We start from the raw sequence: 23,697 nt of genomic DNA, 5'->3' as shown, positions 1-23,697 counted from the left end.
AAAAATACATATCCAGAAAAAAATTTCTGATAATAAAAAAAAGCGAGACCTAAATCTCGCTATTTTAACATTTTTAAACTTTTAAACTTACTTAGAGTTTAGTTTAAGAGTTTAGTTTAGTTTAACTTTATTTGGTCGTTTTTATAAATTTTATAATTAACATAAATCATAAGACATAAAAAAAAGCGAGACCTAAATCTCGCTTTTTAAAACTATTATATCTGGATAAATAAATTTATTCTACAGTAACCGACTTCGCTAAGTTACGAGGCTGATCAACATTACAACCTCTCATTACAGCAATGTAATAAGAAAGTAATTGCAACGGAATAGTAGTAACCAATGGCGATAATGCATCTGAAGTTTCTGGAATTTCAATTACATAATCTGCCAATTCGCGTACTTGAGTATCTCCTTTTGTAACAACTGCAATGATTTTACCGCTTCTTGATTTAATTTCCTGAATGTTACTTACAATCTTGTCATAGTGCCCTTGTTTAGGAGCAATAACAATAACTGGCATAAATTCGTCAATTAAAGCAATTGGGCCGTGTTTCATTTCGGCAGCTGGATATCCTTCTGCGTGTATATAAGAGATCTCTTTTAATTTTAAAGCTCCTTCTAAAGCAACTGGAAAATTATATCCTCTACCTAAATAAAGACAGTTTGGAGAGTCTTTAAAAGCAGCAGCAATTTCTTTTGCTTTATCATTCGTTTCTAATGCCTCAGATACTTTCTCAGGAATGATTTCTAATTCTTGAAGGTAAGTATGGAAATCTGTATTTGATAAAGTTCCTTTAGCTTTTCCTAATCTCAAAGCAATCATGGTTAAAACAGTGATTTGAGTAGTAAAAGCTTTAGTAGAAGCTACTCCAATTTCTGGCCCTGCGTGCGTATAAGCACCTGCATGACTTTCTCTAGAAATAGAAGATCCAACTACGTTACAAACTCCAAATACAAACGCTCCGTTTTCTTTAGCCAATTTAATTGCAGCCATAGTATCTGCAGTTTCACCAGATTGTGAAATCGCGATTACTACGTCATCTTTATTGATAATTGGATTTCTGTATCTAAATTCAGAAGCATATTCTACTTCAACAGGAATACGCGTAAACTCTTCAAAAATATATTCTGCCACTAGACCTGCGTGCCAAGAAGTTCCGCAAGCCACAATTAGAATACGTTTTGCATTTAAGAATTTCTCCAGATTGTCTTCGACACCAGCCATCTGAACAATTCCTTCATTTGCATGAAGTCTTCCTCTGTATGTATCTTTAATTACACTTGGCTGCTCGTAGATTTCTTTAAGCATGAAGTGATCATAACCACCTTTTTCAATCTGCTCCAAATTCATTTGAAGTTCTTGAATGTAAGGATCAACTAAAGAATCATCGTGGATTTTTCTAATTTTAATCGGTTTATGTAATCTGATATTAGCCATTTCACCATCTTCTAAATAAACTGCATTAGAAGTATATTCAATAAATGGTGATGCATCAGATGCTACAAAATACTCGCCTTCTCCAACTCCAATTGCCAACGGACTTCCTAATCTAGCCGCAACAAGTTCGTTTGGATTTTTTTTATCAAAAACAGCAATAGCATAAGCTCCAACTACTTGGTTTAATGCAATCTGAACCGCTTTTCCTAATTTAATATTTTCTTTCTTCTGAACTTCTTCTATTAAATTAACTAAAACCTCAGTATCTGTATCCGATTTAAAAGAGTAACCTCTTTTGATCAGCTCCTCTTTTAGAGGCGCATAATTTTCAATAATTCCGTTATGGATGATAACTAAATCTCCTGAATTTGAAAGATGAGGATGCGAATTCACATCATTTGGAACTCCGTGTGTTGCCCAACGCGTGTGCCCAATTCCGATACTTCCATTTGTTGTAAAACCTTCACTCGCTTTAGCTTCCAGATCAGAAACTTTGCCTTTTGTTTTACAAAGTTTGATACCTGCCTCTTCGTCATATAACATAACGCCGGCACTATCATATCCTCTGTACTCGAGTCGCTTTAATCCCTTAATAACAATGGGATAGGCCTCTCTATGACCGATATATCCAACAATTCCACACATATATATTTATTAATTTGGTTTCGTGTAGTAAACCTCAAGTCGCACTCTTTTATCTTCTGCAACAGATGCTTTTGAACCATATAAGATTGTGCCTAGAGGACTCATCACCGATGCTCTCGGTGCTTGTGAAATAGTTTCGTTTTTAAGTTTCAATACATTTGAAGCACTTACGTTAATGCTTTGAGAAACCACTAATCCTAAATCAACATTTTTTGCTGTCGCGTCTTTAATAAGATTACGAACATGATCTGTAATTCTAATTTTATACGTTTTTCCTCGTTTATTAGAATCCAGATTAATTATACCTCCGAAAACATATTTCGAAAGTCCTGGCTGAAGAGTATTAGATGTTCCGTCAGAATAATAATCTACTAAAGGAGTATTATTTGTTAAATCATAAAGATAAACTCTATTAGGCTCTACTAATCCAGTCATTTTATCAGCATCAATAGTAAAAACTAAATTTGCTTCATTTACTTTCCAATTACTAGCTCTAATTGTTTCCAATTGAGAAGCAAAATCTGTAAGACGAATAACAGATAAAGATCCCTGACCTCCTTTTAAGTAAAGTCTTTCGTCTCCTTCTGTTTTATTTACATTTGTTGTTATTGCACTTTCATAATCTGGTTTTCGAACCGTTTGAAGAAAACTTGCTGTACTTGCTACACCCGTACTATAACCGCTCTTTAGCAGTAAAGTAATTGTTTTATCCTCAGTAGTGCTATCAGCATCTGTCGTAATAGCTGTTTTAGCTTTGTATTTGATAATAATTTTACCTCCAGAAAAATCAATTAATGCCATATTAGCAGGACTGCTTCCAGATCTTTCAACATTAAAATACAACCCTCTAAAATATTCCTGAAAAATATCTTCTGTAGATAGTTTTGAAGCAACTGCATCTAATATTTTATCTTGAAAAAAATCTTTGTCAAGACTTAAAGTCATCGCTGGAACACTTCTATCAACTGTTTCTACTTTAGTATCAGGATCAGTAGTTTTTACGGTGATTTCTTCTGAACTAAAAAAGAATTCATCATTTTCTAGTGCGCCTCCATTATTTAATCTCTTAGGGTTGGGTCCCATCGCATTAAAAAAATCAGTACTTTGGTCTGTATAATAGAACTGAGGCAATTGAGATCCATTATTAAAATAACTGTTTCTCATCTGCATCTTAGACTCATAAATACTTAATTTTAATTTCCCGTTTTTATCTCCATAAATAGAATCTAATTCATAAGTATGGCTTCCATCAGTATTAGTCGTTTTTAACGTATTAAAATAAGGAATACTAAGAGTAACACTTTCAATTACTGGAGATTCCCCAATAGTTGGTGCATAAGTTTCAAGTCCTATTTGAGTTACAAAGTTTGCAGTTGTAGTTCCAAAAACTGGGTCATCATAAATACCCAACGCATTGGTAGCCAAATTATTTGACTGAATAGGAGTTACTTCTTGATTAAAAGCCACAACATCATATTTTTCAGACTCAAGTCCAAAATGATCATCACCAACTAAACCATCACCAAGCGCATTAAAATCTTTGTCGCAAGAATATAAAAAAACAGCAATTACAGCTAAAAAGATTTTTTTAACAAAAGAAGTATTATACATGTTTTATAATAAAGTTAAAAATTTAAAGTCCAAAAGTTCTATAGAAATCTGTATAAGCGTCAGCAAATGCATCTTTCGTGGCGAAAGGTAAAAAAGGTTTTCCTGAAGATTCTATAAATTTTGTTAAACTTGGCGAAACATTTTCTGACGCAATGATAACACCGTCCGAATGTAAAATACTAGCTTTTAACACATTCTCGTAATTTGGAACTTCTAAATCTGATACAGCATCATGAGGAACACCATCAAATTTAACTTTATTAATCATTTCCAAATCTAAATTTTCATCAAACGACTGTCCGTAAACAGAAGTAATAATTTTAGTTTCAGAAAACAATGCTTCATGTTTGTAATAATGTTTCATGTAAATTGGTAACATTGCCGCCAGCCATCCGTGAACATGTATAATGTCCGGAACCCAGTTTAACTTTTTTACAGTTTCGACAACACCTTTTGCAAAGAAAATTGCTCTTTCGTCATTATCAGGATATAAAACACCCTCTTCATCCGCGAAGGTTGCTTTACGTTTAAAGTATTCATCATTATCAATAAAGTAAACCTGAATTCTTTCTTTCGGAATTGAAGCTACTTTAATAATCAACGGCATATCTAAATCATTCACTACCAAATTCATCCCTGAAAGTCTGATCACTTCGTGTAACTGGTGTCTTCTCTCGTTGATATTTCCATATCTTGGCATGAAAATTCTTATCTGACCGCCTTGATCATTAATCATTTTCGGAACGTCATAAGACATTAAAGAAACCTCATTTTCAGCCAAATAAGGCACGACTTCAGATGATACATATAATATCCTCTTATCTTTCATAATAGTATTTTACTTAATTTTGGTAATAAAAACGTCGCAAAATTACAAAAATTTATGCAGTTTATAACTAATATATTATGTTTGCATAAATTTTAATAATACCTCAATGCATATTTTCTACAGTAAAGCAGCTTTGATAGCCTATCTTAAAACTATCAAAACCGCAAATTCAACTATCGGATTTGTACCAACAATGGGCGCTTTACACCAAGGACATTTGGCTTTAATGCAACGTTCGCTAAAAGAAAACAACGACACAGTAGTTAGCATTTTTGTCAATCCAACGCAATTTAATAATCCAGAAGATTTAGCAAAATATCCTAGGACGCTAGAAGAAGATGTTAAGAAAATGCGTACATTAAGTGATAAAATTATTTTATACGCTCCTTCTGTCGATGATATTTATGAGGGAAATACCGTTTCTCAAACTTTTGATTTTGACGGATTGGAAAATCAGATGGAAGGAAAGTTCAGACCTGGACATTTTAATGGAGTCGGAACAATCGTGAAACGTCTATTCGAGATCGTAACTCCAACTAATGCTTATTTTGGAGAAAAAGATTTCCAACAGCTTCAAATTGTTAAAAAACTGGTCGAAAAAACACATTTACCAGTAAATATTGTGGGCTGTCCTATTTTTAGAGAAGAAAATCAGCTTGCAATGAGTTCACGCAATGAACGTCTTACTGCAGATGAACGCAAAGAAGCTGCAATTATTTATAAAATTTTGACCGAAGCAAAAGACTTTTTTCAAAATCATAGTCCGCAAGAAACTGTCGAATTCGTAGAAAATTCTTTCAAAGACAACCAAGAATTTGAACTTGAATATTTTGTTATTGCTGACGAATCCACACTTTTATCTATCGATCAGAAAGAGAATGACAAAAATTACCGAGCATTTATAGCGGTATTTGTTAATTCTATAAGACTGATTGACACCATTTCATTAAATTAATCTAACTTTGCAGCATGCAAATTCAAGTTATAAAATCAAAAATTCATCGTGTTAAAGTAACGGGAGCCGATTTAAATTATATTGGCAGCATTACTATTGATGAAACTCTACTAGAAGCTTCAAACATCATTGAAGGCGAAAAGGTATCTATTGTTAACATTAATAATGGCGAGCGTTTTGAAACTTACGCTATTAAAGGTGAAAAAAATTCAGGCGAAATCACTTTGAATGGTCCTGCAGCAAGAAAAGTACAAAAAGATGATATCATCATTATCATTTCTTATGCGACCTTAGATTTTGAAGAGGCTAAAACCTTCAAACCTTGGATTATTTTCCCTAACGAAAATGACAATTCTTTAACCTAAGATTTTCTTTTTCTTACCGAATTACCCTACTTTGTCAAAAGCTAATTTTGAACAAAAAAACTCTTCTTTTGTCTCAATCCAAAATGATTAAGACGATAAAACACTGTGCTTCAATTTTTAATCTACTTAACAAAGAAGCAAATAAAATAGTATATTGCCACACTATTTTCAATACTTTTTAATTCACTGAAATGCCACAAATCATGAAAAAAGTTTACCTGCTAATTTTATTAATTTCAATTTCGTCGTTTGCACAAAAAACGTTCGACAACATTAAATCAGAAAAACTAGGAGAAGAACGAAGAATCACAATCGGACTTCCTGCTTCTTACGAAGCAAACAAAGACAAAAAATATCCAGTTCTTTATTTATTGGATGGCGATTATTTATTTGACCCGTTTTCTGGAGCTATAAGTTATGGCACTTATTGGGATGACATTCCAGAAATGATTATCATTGGAATTCATCAAAATAAAGACGGAGAACGTTTTGATGACACAACAATCGACCAAAATGAAGGGCTTCCTTTTGAAAAAGGAGCAAAATTTTTCGAGTTTATCGGAGCTGAATTAATTCCATATATCGAAAAAAAATATCGCACATCGCCTTTCAGACTTATTGCAGGTCATGATTTAACGGCAAGTTTTGCTAATTTTTATTTGTATAAAGAAATTCCGCTTTTCGATGCCTACATCTGTTTAAGTCCAGAACTAGCACCAAAAATGGAAGTGCGTGTTGCTGAAAAGTTTGCTAAAATCAAAAAACCAGTGTTCTATTATCTTTCTGCTGGAGAAGGCGATATTAAGAAAATAAAAGAACCAATTGAAAAATTAAACGGAAATATTAAAATTGCTAATAATCCGTTAGTGAATTATAAATATGACGTATTCAAAGGTGCTACGCATTATACAGAAGTATTACACTCTATACCAAGTGCACTGTACCAGATTTTTGAAATATACAGACCAATAAATTCTGCCGAATACAACGACAAGATTGCGGTTCTTCAAACGGGTTATGCAGAATATTTAGAAAAAAAATATACAGCGATGTCTGAGGTTTTAGGAGTTCAGATTCCTGTTAGATATAGTGATTTTAAAGTAGTAGAAAATCTTATTTTAAAAAGAAACGCCTACGATGAATTAAGTAAAATGGCTGAAATTGGAAATGTAAATTATCCAAAAGCCATGTTAGGAGAATATGAATTAGGCTTGATGTATGAAAAAATGGGCGATCCTAAACATGCTTCAAAAAAATATCAAAATGCTTCGCAAATGGAACCAATTGGCGATTTGAATAAAGATATGATGTATGAGAAAATTGACGAAATGAATACGCTTGCTAAAAAAACCAAATAATGTCAAAAGTTAAAACTTCTTTTTTTTGCCAAAACTGCGGAACCCAATATGCCAAATGGCAAGGGCAATGCAACGCGTGCAAAGAATGGAATACGATTGCCGAAGAAATTATTCAAAAACAAGACAAAGTTGCCTGGAAAAGTGAGTCGGCTCCAGTTAGCAAAGCGCCAAGACCTTTAAAAATTACTGAAATTGATTCTGCTCAGGAAGTTCGTATGGACACTACTGACAGCGAATTGAATCGTGTTTTAGGAGGCGGACTTGTTCCTGGATCTTTGACGCTTTTGGGCGGTGAGCCCGGCATCGGAAAAAGTACACTTTTACTTCAAGTTTCTTTAAAATTACCCTACAAAACTTTATACGTTTCTGGAGAAGAAAGTCAGAAACAGATAAAAATGCGTGCAGAAAGAATTACACCAAACAGCGACAACTGTTATATTCTTACTGAAACCAAAACGCAGAATATTTTTAAACAAATTGAAACCATTCAGCCTGAAGTGGTCATAATCGACTCGATTCAGACTTTACATACTGATTATATCGAATCGACTGCGGGAAGTATTTCGCAAATTCGTGAAACCACAGCTGAACTTATAAAATTTGCCAAAGAAAGTAATATTCCTGTAATCTTGATTGGACATATTACAAAAGACGGAAACATCGCTGGACCAAAAATTCTAGAACACATGGTTGATACCGTTCTTCAATTTGAAGGCGACAGAAATCATATTTACCGAATTTTGCGTTCGCTAAAAAACCGTTTTGGTTCAACATCTGAACTTGGAATTTACGAAATGTTGGGCAGCGGATTACGAGAAGTTAGCAATCCTTCTGAAATCCTGATTTCTCATAAAGACGAAGAATTATCTGGAACTGCAATTGCGACAACTTTAGAAGGTATGCGTCCGTTGATGATCGAAATACAATCTTTAGTGAGCACAGCTGTTTATGGAACGCCTCAAAGAAGTACAACAGGTTACAACGCTAAAAGACTAAACATGATTTTGGCTGTTTTAGAAAAAAGAGCTGGATTTCGCTTAGGCGCAAAAGACGTTTTCTTAAATGTAACTGGAGGTATTTCTGTTGATGATCCTGCAATTGACTTGGCGGTTGTGGCTGCGATTTTATCTTCAAATGAAGATATTCCTGTTGGAAAAGGTTTCTGCTTTGCTGGCGAAGTTGGTCTTTCTGGCGAAATTCGTCCTGTAAATCGTGTTGACCAACGCATTCAGGAAGCTGAAAAACTAGGTTTCGATACTATCTTTGTTTCAAAATACAACAAAATTGCTTTAAAAAATACTGGAATTAAGATTGAGCTTGTAGCAAAAATTGAAGATGTTGCAAGTATCCTTTTTGGTTGATTTCTAAAACATTCCCTCTTATGAATTTCCCAAAACAAAAAATATACAAAGCATTAAAAATACTAGGAATAGTAATCGTAGTGCTTTGCATCGGACTTTACTATTTTCGTGATTCGCTTTTAAAACAGGCTATCGCAAAAGTCACTCATAAAATGGCCGTGCAATACAACAGCAACTTTTCTGTAGAGTCGGCTTCATTTGATGGTTTATCTACCATAAAACTGACAGACGTCGTTTTAGCACCAATAAATGCTGACACGCTTTGCAAAATTAAGAATGTCGAAACTAGCATCAGTTTAAGTAATTTACTAATTGGCGATGTTCAGCTTGGAACTTTAAAAGTTGATAACGGTTATATTCAATTGGTCAAAAAAGGCAAAAAACGAAATTTTGATGCCTTTTTAAAAAGAGACAAAGAGGAAACAGAATCGAACGAAAAACGCAAATATGCTGCTTTTGCATACAGAATCATTTCAAAAGTGCTGAATTTGGTTCCAACCGATATGGATTTGAAAAACTTTCAATTCAAAATCGACGATAACGGAAAACAAACTTCTATAGGCGTAGATAAACTCGTTTTAAACAACAAACAGCTCGAGACCAATCTTCATGTCCAAGCAAAAGATTTTGATCAGCGCTGGAACATTAAAGGATTTGCTGATCCGAGAAATAAAAAAGCCGATATTCGGTTTTTCAATTTAGATACTGGCGCTATTCGCGTTCCGTATTTAGATCAGCGTTATAACTTAAAAGCAAGTTTTGATTCTATTCGTCTGAATGTTCAAAACATTGACAAAAGCGGCAGCGAACTTCATATCGACGGTTACACTTCTATCGCAAATCTTAAAATCAATCACCCCAAAATCGCGAGCAAAGATGTGGTGATAAAAAATGCCCGTTTTGATTATCGCTTTTTATTAGGCGATAGTTTTATCTCTATCGACAGTTCTTCGACGATGCAGTTGAACAAGATTAAAGTTCGTCCTTACATTTCTTATGATACTGAAAAAGACACGGTTTATACTTTGAAAGTTGATATTCCGAAAATGAAAGCGCAGGATTTTATCGTTTCGCTTCCTGACGGATTATTTACACATTTTCAAGGAATGCAGGCAACTGGAAATTTCGATTATAAATTGGATTTCAAATTCAACAAAAACAAACCAAACACTCTTGTTTTTGATAGTAAATTAAATAAAGAAGATTTAAAAATCACCAAATATGGCGAAGCCGATTTAAATAAACTAAATGGCGAATTTGTGTATCGTGCGATTATTCAGAATGTACTGCAAAGACCTGTTTTGGTCGGAAATGCAAATCCAAATTATACACCTTTGGACCAAATTTCTCCATATTTGAGAAAATGTGTTTTAACAACCGAAGATCCGTCTTTCTTCTCACATCGCGGATTCATAAACGAAGCGTTCAAACAATCGATTCTTAAAAATATTCGAACTAAGAAATTCTCTCGCGGTGCTAGCACAATCAGCATGCAGTTGATTAAGAATGTATTTTTAACTCGTGAAAAGACGCTTTCGCGAAAGCTTGAAGAAATCCTTCTGGTTTACATTTTAGAAAACAACCGAATTGTAAGCAAGGAAAGAATGCTAGAAGTATATTTCAATATTATTGAATGGGGTCCAAATGTGTACGGAATTGGCGAAGCGAGTCATTTCTATTTCCAAAAAAGCCCTTCGGCTTTAAATGTCGACGAATGTTTATACTTGGCAACGATTATTCCGAAACCAAGAAAATTCATGTATCAGTTTAATGATGAAGGTAACTTGAAAGATTACGCTATTAAAAACCAAAAATTCCTAAAGAATTTAATGTTCAGAAGAGGCCTTTTAACTCCTGAAGACACAATTGGATTGTTGCCTGTTTATATTTCAGGAAATGCACGTTCTTTAATAAAAATTAAAGTTCCAGATTCTACAGCAATCAAAACAGATTCTTTATCTGTTGATGATGAATTTGATTTGTAATTTTTTGCCACGAAGGCACTAAGACACAAAGTTTTTTTGTTTTTAATCTCGCAAAGACGCAGTCCCGAGGCTTCGGGAGCAAAGTTAAATTTTTAAGTTCAATTGCGTCCAGCTTTAGCTGGATGGAAATATAAACGCAAATCTAAGGGCTTTAGCCAAACTTTATAAGTTTGGCTAAAGCCCTTTTCTATTTCGATCTTATTCCCCTAGCTAAAGCTAGGGACTATTCAAAAGACTTTGCGTCTTTGCGAGATTAAAAAACTTTGTGCCTTAGTGCCTTTGTGGCATTAGCAAAAAAACTATTTAAAGTTCTTCAAAAACTCTTCTTTGTAAGTTGGCGAAACTTCAATTTCAGTTCCGTCGTTTAATGTTACTATTCCGCCTTTATTATACGATTTCACGCAATTGAGATTGATGATATGTGATTTATGAACGCGAATAAAAGGCAAAGGCAAAATCTCCGAAAAATGCTTCAGAAATCGGCAGACCATTTTCTTGGCTCCATTATTCAAATACAAATCGGTAAAATTTCCGTTTCCTCGAAGACGCACGATATCTTCCATTTTTACGACTTCAAAACCTTCAAGCGTTGGAAGAATGACTTGTTGTTTTTCTGGTTTTTGTTCGTGGAAATTCTCAACAATGATTTTATTTCGATTGAATATTTCATGATTTAAAATCTGATGATGCACTTTGTTTACCGCAATAATCAATTCTTCGATACTGATTGGTTTTAAAAGATAATAAGCCGCACTTTGATTTAAAGCACGAAGCGAATATTCAGAAAAAGCAGTTACAAAAATAGTCTCAAATTGAAGATCTTTGCAAGCTTCCAAAACATCAAAAGCATTTCCGAAAGGCATTTCTACATCTAGAAAAACCAATTGCGGTTTAATTTCATGCAACAACGGAACGGCTTCTTTGATATTCTGCGCTTCGCCAACAACCTCAACTTGCGGACAATATTTGCTCAAATAATTTTTAAGCACTTCGCGCGCTGCCAATTCGTCTTCAACGATTACACTTTTTATCTTCTGCAAAGTCATCATATTTTGTCAATTAATGGAAAAACAATTTGAACAATCGTGCCTGATTCTGGTACTTCTTTTTCCGAAACAGTAAATGAAATATCCTTTTTGTACAATTCGTTCAAAAGGTCAATTCTTTCTTTGGTATTGTTCAAACCGCGCGATTCATAGATTTTCTGATTAGTCGTTTTGAGTTCTCGGCTTTTGGTTAAACCAATTCCGTTGTCTTCAATTATCACATTGATTTTTCCGTTTTTAAACTCAAATCGAAGTGACAAAAAGCCTTTTTTATCCAAATAACGTAATCCGTGCCAAATGGCATTTTCTAAATGTGGCTGCATAATCATATTTGGAACAAAAACTCTTTCGGTATCGAGAGACTCGTCAACCACAATTTCAAAATCGAATTTATCCTGAAAACGCAAATGTTCTAAATCCAGATATTTCTTTAATTGTTCCACTTCTTTATCCAATGAAATAAAATCTTTATTAGAATTTTCCATCATATTTCGCATCAGATTCGAATAGGAAGTCAAATATTTATTGGCTTCCAATTCTTTATTTTCGGCAATAAACTGATTTACGCTGTTCAAACTATTAAAAATAAAATGCGGATTCATTTCGCGACGCAATGATTGCAAAGCGATTTCCTTATTTTTGATTCTGATCGAATAAAACGCTTTTACAATGAAGAAAAACAAAAGCAGTAACAAACCAATTGAACCTAAAAGGAAATAATTGAAGGAGTTTTTCTTCGAAATCAATTCGTCTTTTAAAACCTTTTCTTTTTCAAGCTGACGAATTTTATCTTCTGTAACCTGAAAAGTTTTAGCATCAATTAAAGTCGTATCGGATTTGATTAATTGTTCGAAATTATTAAAAAACTGTTCGTACAAAGCCATGCTTTCCTTGTCCTCGCCTTTTGTTTTATAATATTTGATTAATGAAGATAAACTCTTTTTGGCTTCCGATGAATTTCCTTTCTGAAAAGATAAATCGTAAGCTTCTTTTAGGGAAGAAATTGCTTTTTCTGGCTCTTTCTTTTCAAAGTAAAGCGAAGCCAGCGATTGCAGCTGTTTTATTTCGGTAGTAAAATCGTTATTGGTTTTGGCATCAGCAAGCAGTTTTTCATTAATGGCAAGCGCTTTATCAAATTGATTGTCTGCTACGTAAACTTTTGCAATTTCATTTTTGATTTTAACTTCTTCTGGTTTGTCTTTCGCATATTTTAAAGCTTTTTTATAACTTTCAATTGCTACTGCTTTGTCCTTTAACTGCAAAGAATTCTCTGCTTTCTGAATATAAGCTTTACTAACTTCTTCGGTTTTTTTTTCTTTTTTTAGCAATTCAATATTAGAATTCAAATAATCTGTCTGACTTGCAGGATTAGATTGATTTTTGAGTCGGTTGGCATCGTTAAGATTGATTTTCTCTTCAGATGCGTCTTTTGTTAGTGAACCTGCAGCTTCGTAATTTTTTATAGCAGAATCGAAGTTTTTCTGATTTTCCTGAACTTTAGCCAAACTTCTTGTAACGCGCGTTTTATCATCGGTCAGTTTTAATTTGGTAAAAGAGTTTAAAGCTCTTTTAAAATATTCTTCTGCTTTTGCATTATCGCCTTTGCTTAAAAAATCATTAGCCAGCTTTTCATAGTTTTGAGCAATTTTCGATTCATCGTTTTCATCTAATGATTTAGATAATTCTTCAGCGGTTTTACTTATTACGGCTTTACTCTTTTTTTCACTTTTTTCAGGAAGTGACTGCGCTATTATTTCGTGAGGAAATAAAAACGCTAAAAAAAGCAGACTAAAAACAATTAATACATGACGTTTCACAAACAAGTTATTTAGAAAGTGTAAAGTAACTTAATTTCAAATTCCTATCCTATCACATTCACCAAGTCAAACGGCCTGTTGACCCATTCTCTCAAAAATACGTTTTTTCGATCAATACTTTTACCTCATAATCTTAAAAACCATCATTATGAAAAAACTATTTTACTCCTCTTTCATCCTTTTTTCTCAGTTTATTATTGGACAAGTTTCTGGAAATGTCAATTATCAGAATCAATATACTGATAATAATGCTATTGATATTAGTTTCTCTTCTAGCGAAGGAATTATAGCAAGTGTAAAAGGGCTTGCCAATGTCAAAGCAGATTCTTACACAGCAATTTTCAGTACGACTCAAACGGGTAAAACAACTAAAGAAGTCAATGAACTAATTGACCAGAGAATTGAACGTTCGTTAAGCGAAATCAAACTCAAAAAAGGCGTTGAGATTTTCGTCGATATGATTTCTTTTGTTCCGGTTTATGAATATGAAGTAGAGAAAAAGATTTTTAGCCGTAAAACTTACAATGAAGTTCCTGTGGGATTTGAGTTGAAGAAAAACATCCACATAAAATATTCCGATCCAAATCATCTGAATGATTTTATTTCGATTTTATCTAATCATGAGATATACGATTTGGTTCGAGTTGATTACTTCTCAAACTCATTGGAAACCATAAAAAAAGAAATGATGAACAAAGCCAAACTGCTGATTCAGGAAAAAATCAAGAACTATGAACTTCTTCTTGGAGAAACATTCACAAACGTTGAAAAAAGAATTACCGATGATTTTGTTGTGAATTTACCTGTCGAAATGTACAGATCTTATGAAGCGTACAATAGTTCTTCTTTAAACTTAAAAAAATCAGAAAATGTCAATCAAGCCAGTAAATCGACTACGCTTTATTATCAGCCTGTATTTAGTAAAGAATTCGATTTCATCATTAATCCTTCGGTTTTGGAACCTGTTATTCAGGTACAATATGAAGTAAAGATTTTCATTAACAGAGAAAAAGAAAAAAAACAAGTTGCCAAAACAGACAAAGAATTTATTCTGATTACTCCAAATGGCGATTTAAAACCTATTAATGTCAATTCTCCAAAACCAATCAATTAAAACATAATTAAAAACACAATACTTTGACGCGGATAAAACAGATTCGTTATCTGCGTTGTAATTTATCTAGTCAATCCCATAACTATTTTACCAAGTCAAAAGACTGTTTCACCATTTGTCCCAAAAACGTGCTTTTTTAGTTTCTAAGTTTGATCTGTAATCATCCAATTAAAAACTAAAATTATGAAATCAAATCTTTTTATAACTGCACTTTTAGCGGCGTCAATTTCTTTTGTTGCGTGTAATTCATCTAATGCAAAACCAGTAAAAAACACTGAAATCGAAAAACCGGATTCAGGTGAAACGGCCAAAATTCAAGTCGCACTTTTATTGGATACTTCTAACAGTATGGATGGTTTAATCGATCAGGCGAAATCGAGATTATGGAACATTGTAAACACTTTGACTACTTTAAAATACGAAGGAAAAACGCCAGATATCGAAATCTCTTTATATGAATATGGAAATGACGGTTTATCTGAAAAGTCAAATTACATTCGACAAGTCACGCCTTTATCGACAGATTTGGATTTGATTTCAGAAAAATTATTTGCTTTAAGAACCAATGGCGGAAGTGAATATTGCGGTGCAGTAATTCAGGATGCGACCAAAGGATTAAAATGGTCAGCAGAAAACAACAGCATGAAACTGATTTACATTGCAGGAAATGAAGGATTCGATCAGGGAAAAATCAGTTATAAAGAAACAATTAGCGATGCTTTGAAAAATAATATTTATGTGAATACTATTTTTTGCGGCAACAAAACGGAAGGTATCGGTTTATTTTGGAAAGACGGCGCTGATCGCGGAAAAGGAAAATATTTCAACATTGATTCAGACAAAGCGGTTCAATACATTGCAACGCCTTATGACGATGAAATCGCTAAATGTGACGAAAAAATAAACAAAACGTACATCAATTACGGCGCTAAAGGTGCAGATAAAAAAAGAAACCAAGTAATGCAGGATCAGAATGCTAAAATGGTTTCGGCTTCCAATTATACCGATCGCGCGGTAAGTAAATCGAAAGCGGCCTATAAAAACGAAAGTTGGGATTTGGTAGATAAAGTAAAAGATGATGCAGGCGCTATTTCTAAAATTCAGAAAGAAGAACTTCCGGCAGAACTTCAAAACAAAACTACTGCTGAAATTCAGGTAATCGTAAACGAAAAGAAAAAAGAAAGAGAAACAATTCAGAAAGAAATTACTGTCTTGGCAAAAAAGCGTCAGCAATATATTGATACTGAAGCTAAAAAAACTAAAACGCAAGACGATCTTGGAAATACGATAAACTCTTCTATTCTAGCTTTCGCTAAAGTAAAAGGCTATACGGTTGAGAAATAAGAATTCCAATAAAAAAGAAAATCTTCTTTCTGCTCTTTACGGCGATTCCGTTGATTTGTTTGAGCTGTGAAAATAAAAAAGAGAAAACAAAAGATACAAGAACTACAAAACCGATTTATTCCTATGAAAAGAAACTAAAAAGTGAAATTGCTGAAATAAGAAGCTTCTTGGGGAAATCTTCAAAATACAATTCAGATGTTGCGCTATTTTTAGTCATGAAGATAGAATCTGGAAGAAATAGGTTTTTTATTTATGATTTGAAACACAGCAAATTGCTAGATAAAGGTTTGGTTGGACATGGTTCTGGTTCGGAAACAGGAATTCCAGGCGAGTTAAAATTCAGCAATATTAAAAATTCCAATTGCAGTTCGTTAGGCAAATATGCTATTGGTAGTTCTTATTTTGGAACGTTTGGAAAAGCCTATAAATTATATGGTTTAGACAAAACCAATAGCAATGCTTTTGATCGAAATATAGTGCTTCATAAGTATTCTGAAATTCCATTTGATGAACAACCCTATCCAATTTGCAATAGTCTTGGATGTCCAATGGTAAACGAAAAGTTCTTCGGCGTTCTCGAAAAACTGATTGACAATTCTAAAAAGAAAATCATTTTGGTTATGTATTATTAATTCAAAAAACAAATCCCGATAATCAAGATTATCGGGATTTTTGTATTGTCAGTCTGAAACCTAACAGGTTTTTAAAACCTGTTAGGTTTGATTGTGTACATTTTTTAAGGAGCCGGATCTGGAATTATAGCCTGAACTGCATCAATTTCTGCTAAAATTTGTTTAGAAAGAACCACATCAATTGTGTCGATGTTTTCTTTTAATTGTTCCATAGTTGTCGCTCCGATAATAGAACTTGTCAAGAATGGCTGTTGCAACACAAATCCCATTGCCAATTGCGTTAACGTTAAACCATGTTTTTTAGCGATTTCCAGATACAATTTAGTCGCTTCGGTACATTGGTCGCTATTGTAACGTTTGTATTGCGGAAAAAGATTAATTCTCGCTTTCGGGTGACTTTCTCCAGTTAAGAATTTTCCAGTCAAAACTCCGAATGCTAAAGGCGAATATCCTAATAAACCAACATTTTCATATTTTGAAACTTCTGCAGAATTCACTTCAAATAAACGGTTCAATAAAGAATACGGATTTTGAACAGTTTTGATTCTTGGAAGATTGTTGTATTTGCTTTCTTCCAAAAGGCGCATCATTCCCCAAGCATTTTCATTAGAAACTCCAATATGTTTGATTTTACCTTCTTTAATTAATCCGTCGAAAGTTTCAAGAATTTCTCTGAAGTTATCTTCCCAAACATCATCATGTCCGTGAAAAGCACGCTGTCCAAAATTATTCGTTTTTCTTTCTGGCCAGTGCATTTGGTACAAATCGATATAATCGGTTTGCAGTCTTTTTAAGCTATTTTCAACCGCATATTTAATACTTGCTGGAGAAAAATCCAATTTCTCACGCATATAACCAAAATTCGGATTCGGACCCGCAATTTTAGACGCTAAAATAACTTTATCTCTATTTCCTGATTTCTTAAACCAAGTTCCAATAATTTTTTCTGTGCTTCCGTAAGTCGCTTCACTCGCAGGAACCGAGTACATTTCGGCAGTATCAAAGAAATTAACTCCTCTTTCAAGAGCATAATCCATTTGTTCGTGTCCTTCTGCTTCTGTATTCTGCTGCCCAAAAGTCATTGTTCCAAGGCATATTTTACTAACTTTTATATCGGTGTTAGGTAATGTAGTGTATTTCATTTTTTTTCTAAAAGGTTCAAAGTTGCAAAGGGACAAAGGTACAAAGGGATTTTTCAAATCAGGATTTGAAAAAGGTTAAAAAAAGTACAAGTTTTTTTACTGATACCTTCCTGAAAGGTTTTTCAAACCTTGTAGGAACAAAAAAGGCTCAAAGAAAAACCTTTGAGCCTTTGTACCTTAGAACCTTTGTTTCTAGATTTATTTTAAACTTTTTAATGGATTTTGAAATGCATTGAAAATCCTAACAATGAAAACAGAATCATCTTTTATTTGATATAGAATTTTAAAATTTCTGACCACAATTCTACGGCAATCTATCCTATATTCATCGAATTGAAACTGCTCTGCAAAAACGATATTATTCGCACTATTAAATAATTCGTCTCTAACTTTTAATGCGGTTACTTTCGAATATTTACTTTTAAGCTCAAAATAAATTTCCTTCAAATCCAATTTTGCATTTTCTGACCAAAAAACTGTTGGTTTATTCATTATCCCAATCTTTCATTTCTTTTGACAAATCTTCACTGGAAATTATTCGATTATATTTAATATCCTCTAAACCTTCTTCTACTTTATTATGATAATCAGTTAATGTCATGGGATTTCCTTTCGCATCATACGAAACCACTTCATTTAAATAATTATCAAATACGGAAGAAACAATTCGCAGAACTCTTTCATCAGCCAAATCTAATTGATTTTTTATTTTCTCTTTTAATTCTGGAAGCCCCATAGCCTAAATTTTTGAAATCCAAAGTTACGAAAATAATAAAAGAAAAATTCCAATTTGAAAAATCCAAATTCGAAAACTAAAGCTTCAAATCTAATAAGAAACTTTCAAGGTTTTGGGAATCTTGCAGGAACAAAAAAGGTTCAAAATAAAACTTTGAACCTTTTTAAAAATCTTAGAAGCTTAGCATCTCAGAACCTTAGAATCTTTAATTAATACTATTAAGCATCTCCGCAATCTCATCTAATCTTGGTGTCAAGATAATTTCGATTCTACGGTTTTTAGCTTTTCCTTCTGGCGTTGTGTTACTTGCCAAAGGAGAGAATTCGCTTCTTCCCGCTGCTGTTAGTTTTTGTTTATTGATTTTTGGGTTTTCGCTCAAAATTGCAACAATTGCTGTTGCTCTTTTAGTCGATAAATCCCAGTTGTTTGCAATTGGTCCAGAACCTGCGTATGGATCATCGTCTGTATGTCCTTCAATTAAAACAGAAAGATCTGGATTGTCACCTAAAACTTTTCCAAGTTCTACAACCGCTTTTCTACCTTCTGTTCCAACTGCCCAGCTTCCTGAATTGAAAAGTAATTTGTTTTCCATAGAAACATAAACTTTTCCGTTTTTATGTTCAACTGTTAAACCTTTACCTTCAAAACCAGTTAAGGCTTTAGATAAAGTCTCTTTTAGTTTTCGCATTGCTTCTTCTTTCGCTGCGATCATATCTTCAAGTTCTTTCAAACGACCTGCTGTTTTGTCCAAACGAGCTTGTTCATCTGCAAGAGCTTTACCTTTTGCTTCTAATTGCGCTAACAATTCACGGTTTTTAGCCATGTTTTTCTCCAATGCATCATTGCTGTTTTTCTCTAACGCATTATAAGAATCTTGTAATACTTTATATTTCTTTTGTTCAGCAGCAAGATCAGCTTTTTGTTTTGCCAAATCATCTTTTGTGCTTGCCAAATCTTTAGTCAGTTTATCGCGATCTAGTTCTAACTGATTTTTTGCTTGCTTTAAACTTTCATTTTCATCAGCAATAGAACGATTCTCTTTTTTCAAATCAGAATATTTCGTTTCTAAATCATTATAAATTTTCTTAGAAACACATGACGTTGTGGATAAAGCTATTGCCAGCAATCCAATAGAGGCTTTTTTAATCATCTTACTTAATTATTTTTATGGGGGCGTTTAACAAATCAAAACTTTTAGTCAAATTCCAAATTTTAAATTCCAAACTCCAAAAGCAAGAATCTGAATTCATACTTGAAATTTAAACTGCATTTTACTTTACAAGAACAATACCAAAAATTAATCAATCTCGACTAAAATCGGACAATGATCTGAATGCATAGCGTCTGGTAGTATAACAGCTCTTTTTAATCTGTTTTCTAGCGCATTGCTTACCAAATTATAATCGATACGCCAACCTTTATTGTTTCCTCTCGCTCCTGCACGGTAACTCCACCAAGAATAATGATGCGGTTCTTTATTGAAATGACGGAAACTGTCTATAAATCCAGATTTCATAAAAGCATCCAACCAAGCGCGCTCTGCAGGAAGAAATCCAGAAACCGTTTTGTTACGAACTGGATCGTGAATATCAATTGCTTCGTGACAAATATTATAATCGCCACAGATAATTAGATTTGGCACTGTAAGTTTTAATTCATTTATATAATTCTGAAAATCATCCATAAACATAAACTTATGATCCAATCTTTCAATATTTGTTCCAGATGGAAGATAAAGACTCATAACAGAAACATCGTCAAAATCTGCACGAAGATTTCTGCCTTCAAAATCCATATGATGAATTCCTGTTCCGTAAACTATATTATTTGGCTTTGTTTTAGAAAGAATAGCAACTCCGCTATATCCTTTTTTAGTCGCTGGATAGTAATATTGAAACGGATAACCCGCTGCTGTAATATCGTCTACTGGAATTTGATCTTGTGTAGCTTTTATTTCCTGAAGGCAGATAACATCAGGATTTGCTTGTTGCAGCCACTCGATAAAACCTTTGTTTATTGCAGCTCTAATTCCGTTTACATTATAAGAAATAATTTTCATCAGTGATTTTTTTAAGGATTTCAAATGTAATAAAAAAGTGCAAAGTTTATCTTGGAAACAATGAAAAGTAGACTTTTTTGTTATCTTTGTTCGCTGTTCTAATAATTTAAAAGTAGTACATGGGTTTAGTTACCGCGAAAGAAGTTGCAAAAGCAATAAATGTTGAAAAGTACGGAGTTTTCGGTACATTTTCTGGCTGGATTCTTATGAAGGTTCTTAAGATCTCGACCCTTAATAAAATTTACGACCGTAATAAACACCTGGAAGACCTTGCGTTTTTGAACGGAATTTTGGACGAAATGGAAATTAAGTTCGAAATCCCAGAAGAAGATTTGAAGCGTCTGCCAAAAGATGGTGCGTATATTACCATTTCAAACCATCCGCTTGGAGGAATTGACGGAATTTTGCTTTTGAAATTAATGCTTGAAAGAGAGCCAAATTTTAAAATCATTGCCAATTTCTTGTTACATAGAATTGTTCCGATGAAAAAATACATTATGCCGGTTAATCCTTTTGAAAATCATAAGGATGCAAAGTCGAGTGTAATTGGTATTAAAGAAACTTTACGTCATTTAAGCGACGGAAAACCTTTGGGTATTTTCCCAGCTGGTGAAGTTTCGACTTATAAAGATGGTAAATTAGTAGTTGATAAACCTTGGGAAGAAGGCGCACTGAAATTAATCAGAAAAGCAAAAGTTCCTGTAGTTCCTATTTACTTTCATGCCAAAAACAGTAAATTATTCTACTGGCTTTCTAAAATTGATGATACTTTACGTACTGCAAAATTACCTTCTGAACTTCTAACGCAGAAAGATCGTGTAATTAAAGTTCGTATCGGAAAACCAATTTCTGTATCTGAGCAAAATGAGATTGAATCTTTTGAAGAATATTCAGAATTTTTGAGAAAGAAAACCTATATGCTTGCCAATCCGTTTGAGAAAGACACTAAACTGATTGACACAGCTAGCTTAAAAATCACAAAAGCACCTAAAAAAATTGTTACTCCTGCAAACGAATCAAAATTAATTGATGAAGTTCAGGCTTTAAGAAACAGCGACAGCAGATTTTTGCAAAGTAAAAACTATGAAGTTTTCTTTGCCAGCGCAAAAGAAATTCCGAACATTTTACATGAAATTGGTCGTTTACGTGAAATTACTTTCCGTGAAGTTGGTGAAGGAACAAATGAATCTATCGATTTAGACGAATACGATCAATATTATCACCATATGTTTTTATGGGATGATGAAACCAAAAAAATCGCTGGAGCATACCGTATGGGATTAGGTTCTGAAATCTATCCAAAATACGGAATTGAAGGTTTCTATCTAACTGATCTTTTCAGATTTGAGCCGGAACTTCACGATATGATGCACAAATCGATCGAAATGGGTCGTGCATTTATCGTAAAAGATTATCAGCAAAAACCAATGCCTTTGTTCTTATTATGGAAAGGTATTATTCATACCACTTTGCGCCATCCAGAACATAAATATTTAGTTGGTGGTGTAAGTATTAGTAATCAGTTTTCAGATTTCTCTAAATCGTTGATGATTGAGTTCATGAAATCTAACTATTACGATCCGTATATTGCGCAATACATTCACCCGAAAAAAGCCTACAAAGTAAAACTGAAAGACGCCGATAAAGATTTCATTTTCGACGAAGCAGAATCTGATTTGAACAAATTTGACAAAATCATTGACGAATTAGAACCAGGAAATTTACGTTTGCCAGTTTTAATTAAGAAATACATCAAACAAAATGCAAGAGTTGTAGCTTTCAACGTTGATCCATTATTCAACAATGCAATTGATGGTTTAATGTACATTAGAATTGCAGATATTCCAGAAAGCACAATGAAACCTGTTATCGAAGAATTTCAGATTGAATTGGAACGTAAATTATCTGAGAAAGAAGATTAAGTTTATCTTTTGATATAATATAAAAATAGAAAATCCCATTTGCTTAATTAGTAAATGGGATTTTTTTTAATTTAACTCAACTGAAATTATTTGTTTTTCTCTTATAACTGCAATTATATAAGTTTCACCAACTTCATTACCGTAAGCTAATTGAATATTAGGAATATCACATTTCTCCTCAAAAAACAGGGAAAATGAGATTATGTAAAGATTTTTAAAGACAATAATATCAGCATCAATAGGCAACTTCTCTTGGATACCTAGCTTGATATTATCCACGTTTTGTTCAAGCCATGATAAATTTTCTTGGATGGAGAAAAATACTTGAGTAAAATATTCATTACTACATTTTTCTTTAAAAAAAACACCAGATCTATATGTAACATCTTTTAATGCATAATTAAACCCAAAAAAATTATCATAAAGTCTATCAAAATCCTCTATTGTTATCATATCTAATTGTATTACTTTATTTTGAGTTCGATAGCGCGGATTTGCAATCCGTGCCCGCAAAGAGTATCTCAATAAATTGGAACGGGCACGGATTACAAATCCGCGCTATCGTGCGCTATAACGATATCTCAATCTAGCCACCATTCGTTTTCTTCATTCAGACAAAGTTTTTCCATCAAACACATTCCCCCAACCTTTATTATCTTCAATAGAAAATTTAAAAAAAATCTCAATTTTAGGCAATTCCACATTTAACTCTTTTGTCATAATTACAATTTCATTTAAAACTTTCAAACTAGTATCCCCAAAACCCGATAGCGCGGATTTGCAATCCGTGCCCGCAAAGAGTGTCACAATAAATTGGAATGGGCACGGATTGCAAATCCGCGCTATCGGGGTTTTTTACTATCTAGAAAAATCAAGAATTTGTTTTTTTAACACTTCAGTATCTGAGGTTTGCCAATTCTGATTTGATATTTCTCGAAGTGTCTTTCTAGCAGCTTTTAAAAGTTCCTTCTTTAGATTTGATTCAGAACATTTTATTGTGCAAATACAATCTTCAAAATCAATATATGATCTAATAAACACCATCTCAAATTCATTGCTTTCATTTTTTTTAGCCTTTACTTTCAATGGCCCATCCATAAATAACATTTCAAAACTACCGTCATTCAATGCATGGAAATTTTTAAAAGCGTATAACCACCAGTTTAAAATTACAATTACGAAATCATTCCATCCTTCTTCTGGAAAGAAAAATTCATTTATTTTAAAATAAATTTCACCTGTAATTGAGTCTAATCTACTCTTATTAAAACTTTCTGGATTTACAATTATTTCTATTAATTCCAACATTTAGCTTATTTTTCTTTTATACTTCCT

At 33.2% G+C, this 23,697-nt stretch carries 21 protein-coding genes; 9 read left to right on the top strand and 12 right to left on the bottom strand.

Annotated elements, in window-relative coordinates:
• Nucleotides 1–235: 235 nt before the first annotated feature.
• The 3 genes from glmS to V6624_RS10900 are packed head-to-tail and all read right to left on the bottom strand — an operon-like array spanning nt 236 to nt 4,526.
• Nucleotides 236–2,086 (bottom strand): glutamine--fructose-6-phosphate transaminase (isomerizing), encoded by a 1,851-nt coding sequence (gene glmS / locus V6624_RS10910; RefSeq protein WP_111284964.1) that lies wholly within the window; start codon nt 2,084–2,086, stop codon nt 236–238.
• Between the two features lie 9 nt (nt 2,087–2,095).
• Nucleotides 2,096–3,697: a DUF4270 domain-containing protein gene (locus V6624_RS10905; RefSeq protein ID WP_338841756.1), complete on the bottom strand. Its 1,602-nt coding sequence runs from the start codon at nt 3,695–3,697 to the stop codon at nt 2,096–2,098.
• A 22-nt stretch (nt 3,698–3,719) separates the two neighbouring features.
• A complete protein-coding gene (locus V6624_RS10900; RefSeq protein ID WP_111284962.1) occupies nt 3,720–4,526 on the bottom strand; it encodes a glycogen/starch synthase in 807 nt (268 codons plus the stop codon).
• Nucleotides 4,527–4,632: 106 nt separating this feature from the next.
• Here V6624_RS10900 and panC point away from each other — a divergent pair, with 106 nt between their 5' ends.
• From panC to V6624_RS10875, 5 genes are all read left to right on the top strand, one after another.
• Entirely contained in the window at nt 4,633–5,481 is an 849-nt protein-coding gene (panC, locus tag V6624_RS10895; protein WP_338841755.1) for a pantoate--beta-alanine ligase, read from the top strand.
• Nucleotides 5,482–5,495: 14 nt separating this feature from the next.
• Nucleotides 5,496–5,846, top strand: a complete 351-nt coding sequence (gene panD, locus V6624_RS10890) for an aspartate 1-decarboxylase (RefSeq protein ID WP_008465481.1) — start codon at nt 5,496–5,498, stop codon at nt 5,844–5,846.
• A 203-nt stretch (nt 5,847–6,049) separates the two neighbouring features.
• Nucleotides 6,050–7,204: an alpha/beta hydrolase gene (locus tag V6624_RS10885; protein ID WP_338841754.1), complete on the top strand. Its 1,155-nt coding sequence runs from the start codon at nt 6,050–6,052 to the stop codon at nt 7,202–7,204.
• Nucleotides 7,204–8,565: a DNA repair protein RadA gene (radA, locus tag V6624_RS10880; protein ID WP_111284960.1), complete on the top strand. Its 1,362-nt coding sequence runs from the start codon at nt 7,204–7,206 to the stop codon at nt 8,563–8,565. The genes V6624_RS10885 and radA overlap by 1 nt, the downstream gene beginning before the upstream one ends.
• A gap of 20 nt (nt 8,566–8,585) precedes the next feature.
• Nucleotides 8,586–10,550: a biosynthetic peptidoglycan transglycosylase gene (locus tag V6624_RS10875; RefSeq protein ID WP_338841753.1), complete on the top strand. Its 1,965-nt coding sequence runs from the start codon at nt 8,586–8,588 to the stop codon at nt 10,548–10,550.
• 299 nt (nt 10,551–10,849) lie between these two features.
• On the opposite strand, the gene V6624_RS10870 is transcribed toward V6624_RS10875, so the two are convergent.
• Nucleotides 10,850–11,596 (bottom strand): LytTR family DNA-binding domain-containing protein, encoded by a 747-nt coding sequence (locus V6624_RS10870; protein WP_338841910.1) that lies wholly within the window; start codon nt 11,594–11,596, stop codon nt 10,850–10,852.
• Nucleotides 11,596–13,413 carry a tetratricopeptide repeat-containing sensor histidine kinase gene (locus tag V6624_RS10865; RefSeq protein WP_338841752.1) on the bottom strand — a complete coding sequence of 606 codons (1,818 nt, stop codon included), beginning with the start codon at nt 13,411–13,413 and terminating at the stop codon, nt 11,596–11,598. The genes V6624_RS10870 and V6624_RS10865 overlap by 1 nt, the downstream gene beginning before the upstream one ends.
• A gap of 148 nt (nt 13,414–13,561) precedes the next feature.
• On the opposite strand from V6624_RS10865, the gene V6624_RS10860 reads away from it, so the two are divergent.
• The 3 genes from V6624_RS10860 (at nt 13,562) to V6624_RS10850 (ending at nt 16,503) form a co-directional block, all read left to right on the top strand.
• Nucleotides 13,562–14,527 (top strand): SIMPL domain-containing protein, encoded by a 966-nt coding sequence (locus tag V6624_RS10860; RefSeq protein WP_338841751.1) that lies wholly within the window; start codon nt 13,562–13,564, stop codon nt 14,525–14,527.
• Between the two features lie 183 nt (nt 14,528–14,710).
• Nucleotides 14,711–15,871 carry a hypothetical protein gene (locus V6624_RS10855; protein WP_338841750.1) on the top strand — a complete coding sequence of 387 codons (1,161 nt, stop codon included), beginning with the start codon at nt 14,711–14,713 and terminating at the stop codon, nt 15,869–15,871.
• A gap of 50 nt (nt 15,872–15,921) precedes the next feature.
• Nucleotides 15,922–16,503: a murein L,D-transpeptidase catalytic domain-containing protein gene (locus tag V6624_RS10850; protein WP_422389340.1), complete on the top strand. Its 582-nt coding sequence runs from the start codon at nt 15,922–15,924 to the stop codon at nt 16,501–16,503.
• 104 nt (nt 16,504–16,607) lie between these two features.
• On the opposite strand, the gene V6624_RS10845 is transcribed toward V6624_RS10850, so the two are convergent.
• From V6624_RS10845 to V6624_RS10825, 5 genes are all read right to left on the bottom strand, one after another.
• A complete protein-coding gene (locus V6624_RS10845; protein ID WP_111284953.1) occupies nt 16,608–17,645 on the bottom strand; it encodes an aldo/keto reductase in 1,038 nt (345 codons plus the stop codon).
• 198 nt (nt 17,646–17,843) lie between these two features.
• A complete protein-coding gene (locus tag V6624_RS10840; RefSeq protein ID WP_111284952.1) occupies nt 17,844–18,137 on the bottom strand; it encodes a type II toxin-antitoxin system RelE/ParE family toxin in 294 nt (97 codons plus the stop codon).
• Entirely contained in the window at nt 18,130–18,381 is a 252-nt protein-coding gene (locus tag V6624_RS10835) for a hypothetical protein (protein ID WP_111284951.1), read from the bottom strand. Before V6624_RS10835 ends, V6624_RS10840 begins: the two co-directional genes overlap by 8 nt.
• 205 nt (nt 18,382–18,586) lie before the next feature.
• Nucleotides 18,587–19,531, bottom strand: a complete 945-nt coding sequence (locus V6624_RS10830; RefSeq protein ID WP_111284950.1) for an OmpA family protein — start codon at nt 19,529–19,531, stop codon at nt 18,587–18,589.
• 147 nt (nt 19,532–19,678) lie between these two features.
• On the bottom strand, nt 19,679–20,440 hold the full coding sequence (locus tag V6624_RS10825) for an exodeoxyribonuclease III (RefSeq protein WP_338841748.1): 762 nt from the start codon (nt 20,438–20,440) through the stop codon (nt 19,679–19,681).
• A gap of 119 nt (nt 20,441–20,559) precedes the next feature.
• Between V6624_RS10825 and V6624_RS10820 the strand changes: the two genes are divergently transcribed.
• Nucleotides 20,560–22,362 carry a GNAT family N-acyltransferase gene (locus V6624_RS10820; protein ID WP_111284948.1) on the top strand — a complete coding sequence of 601 codons (1,803 nt, stop codon included), beginning with the start codon at nt 20,560–20,562 and terminating at the stop codon, nt 22,360–22,362.
• 66 nt (nt 22,363–22,428) lie between these two features.
• Here V6624_RS10820 and V6624_RS10815 read toward each other — a convergent pair whose 3' ends face one another.
• Entirely contained in the window at nt 22,429–22,815 is a 387-nt protein-coding gene (locus V6624_RS10815; protein WP_338841747.1) for a hypothetical protein, read from the bottom strand.
• Between the two features lie 405 nt (nt 22,816–23,220).
• Nucleotides 23,221–23,670, bottom strand: a complete 450-nt coding sequence (locus V6624_RS10810) for a hypothetical protein (RefSeq protein ID WP_338841746.1) — start codon at nt 23,668–23,670, stop codon at nt 23,221–23,223.
• Nucleotides 23,671–23,697 lie beyond the last annotated feature (27 nt).

This window comes from Flavobacterium ginsenosidimutans, assembly GCF_037478105.1.
Classification (GTDB): domain Bacteria; phylum Bacteroidota; class Bacteroidia; order Flavobacteriales; family Flavobacteriaceae; genus Flavobacterium; species Flavobacterium ginsenosidimutans.
This window is presented reverse-complemented; position numbering and strand designations above follow the sequence as displayed.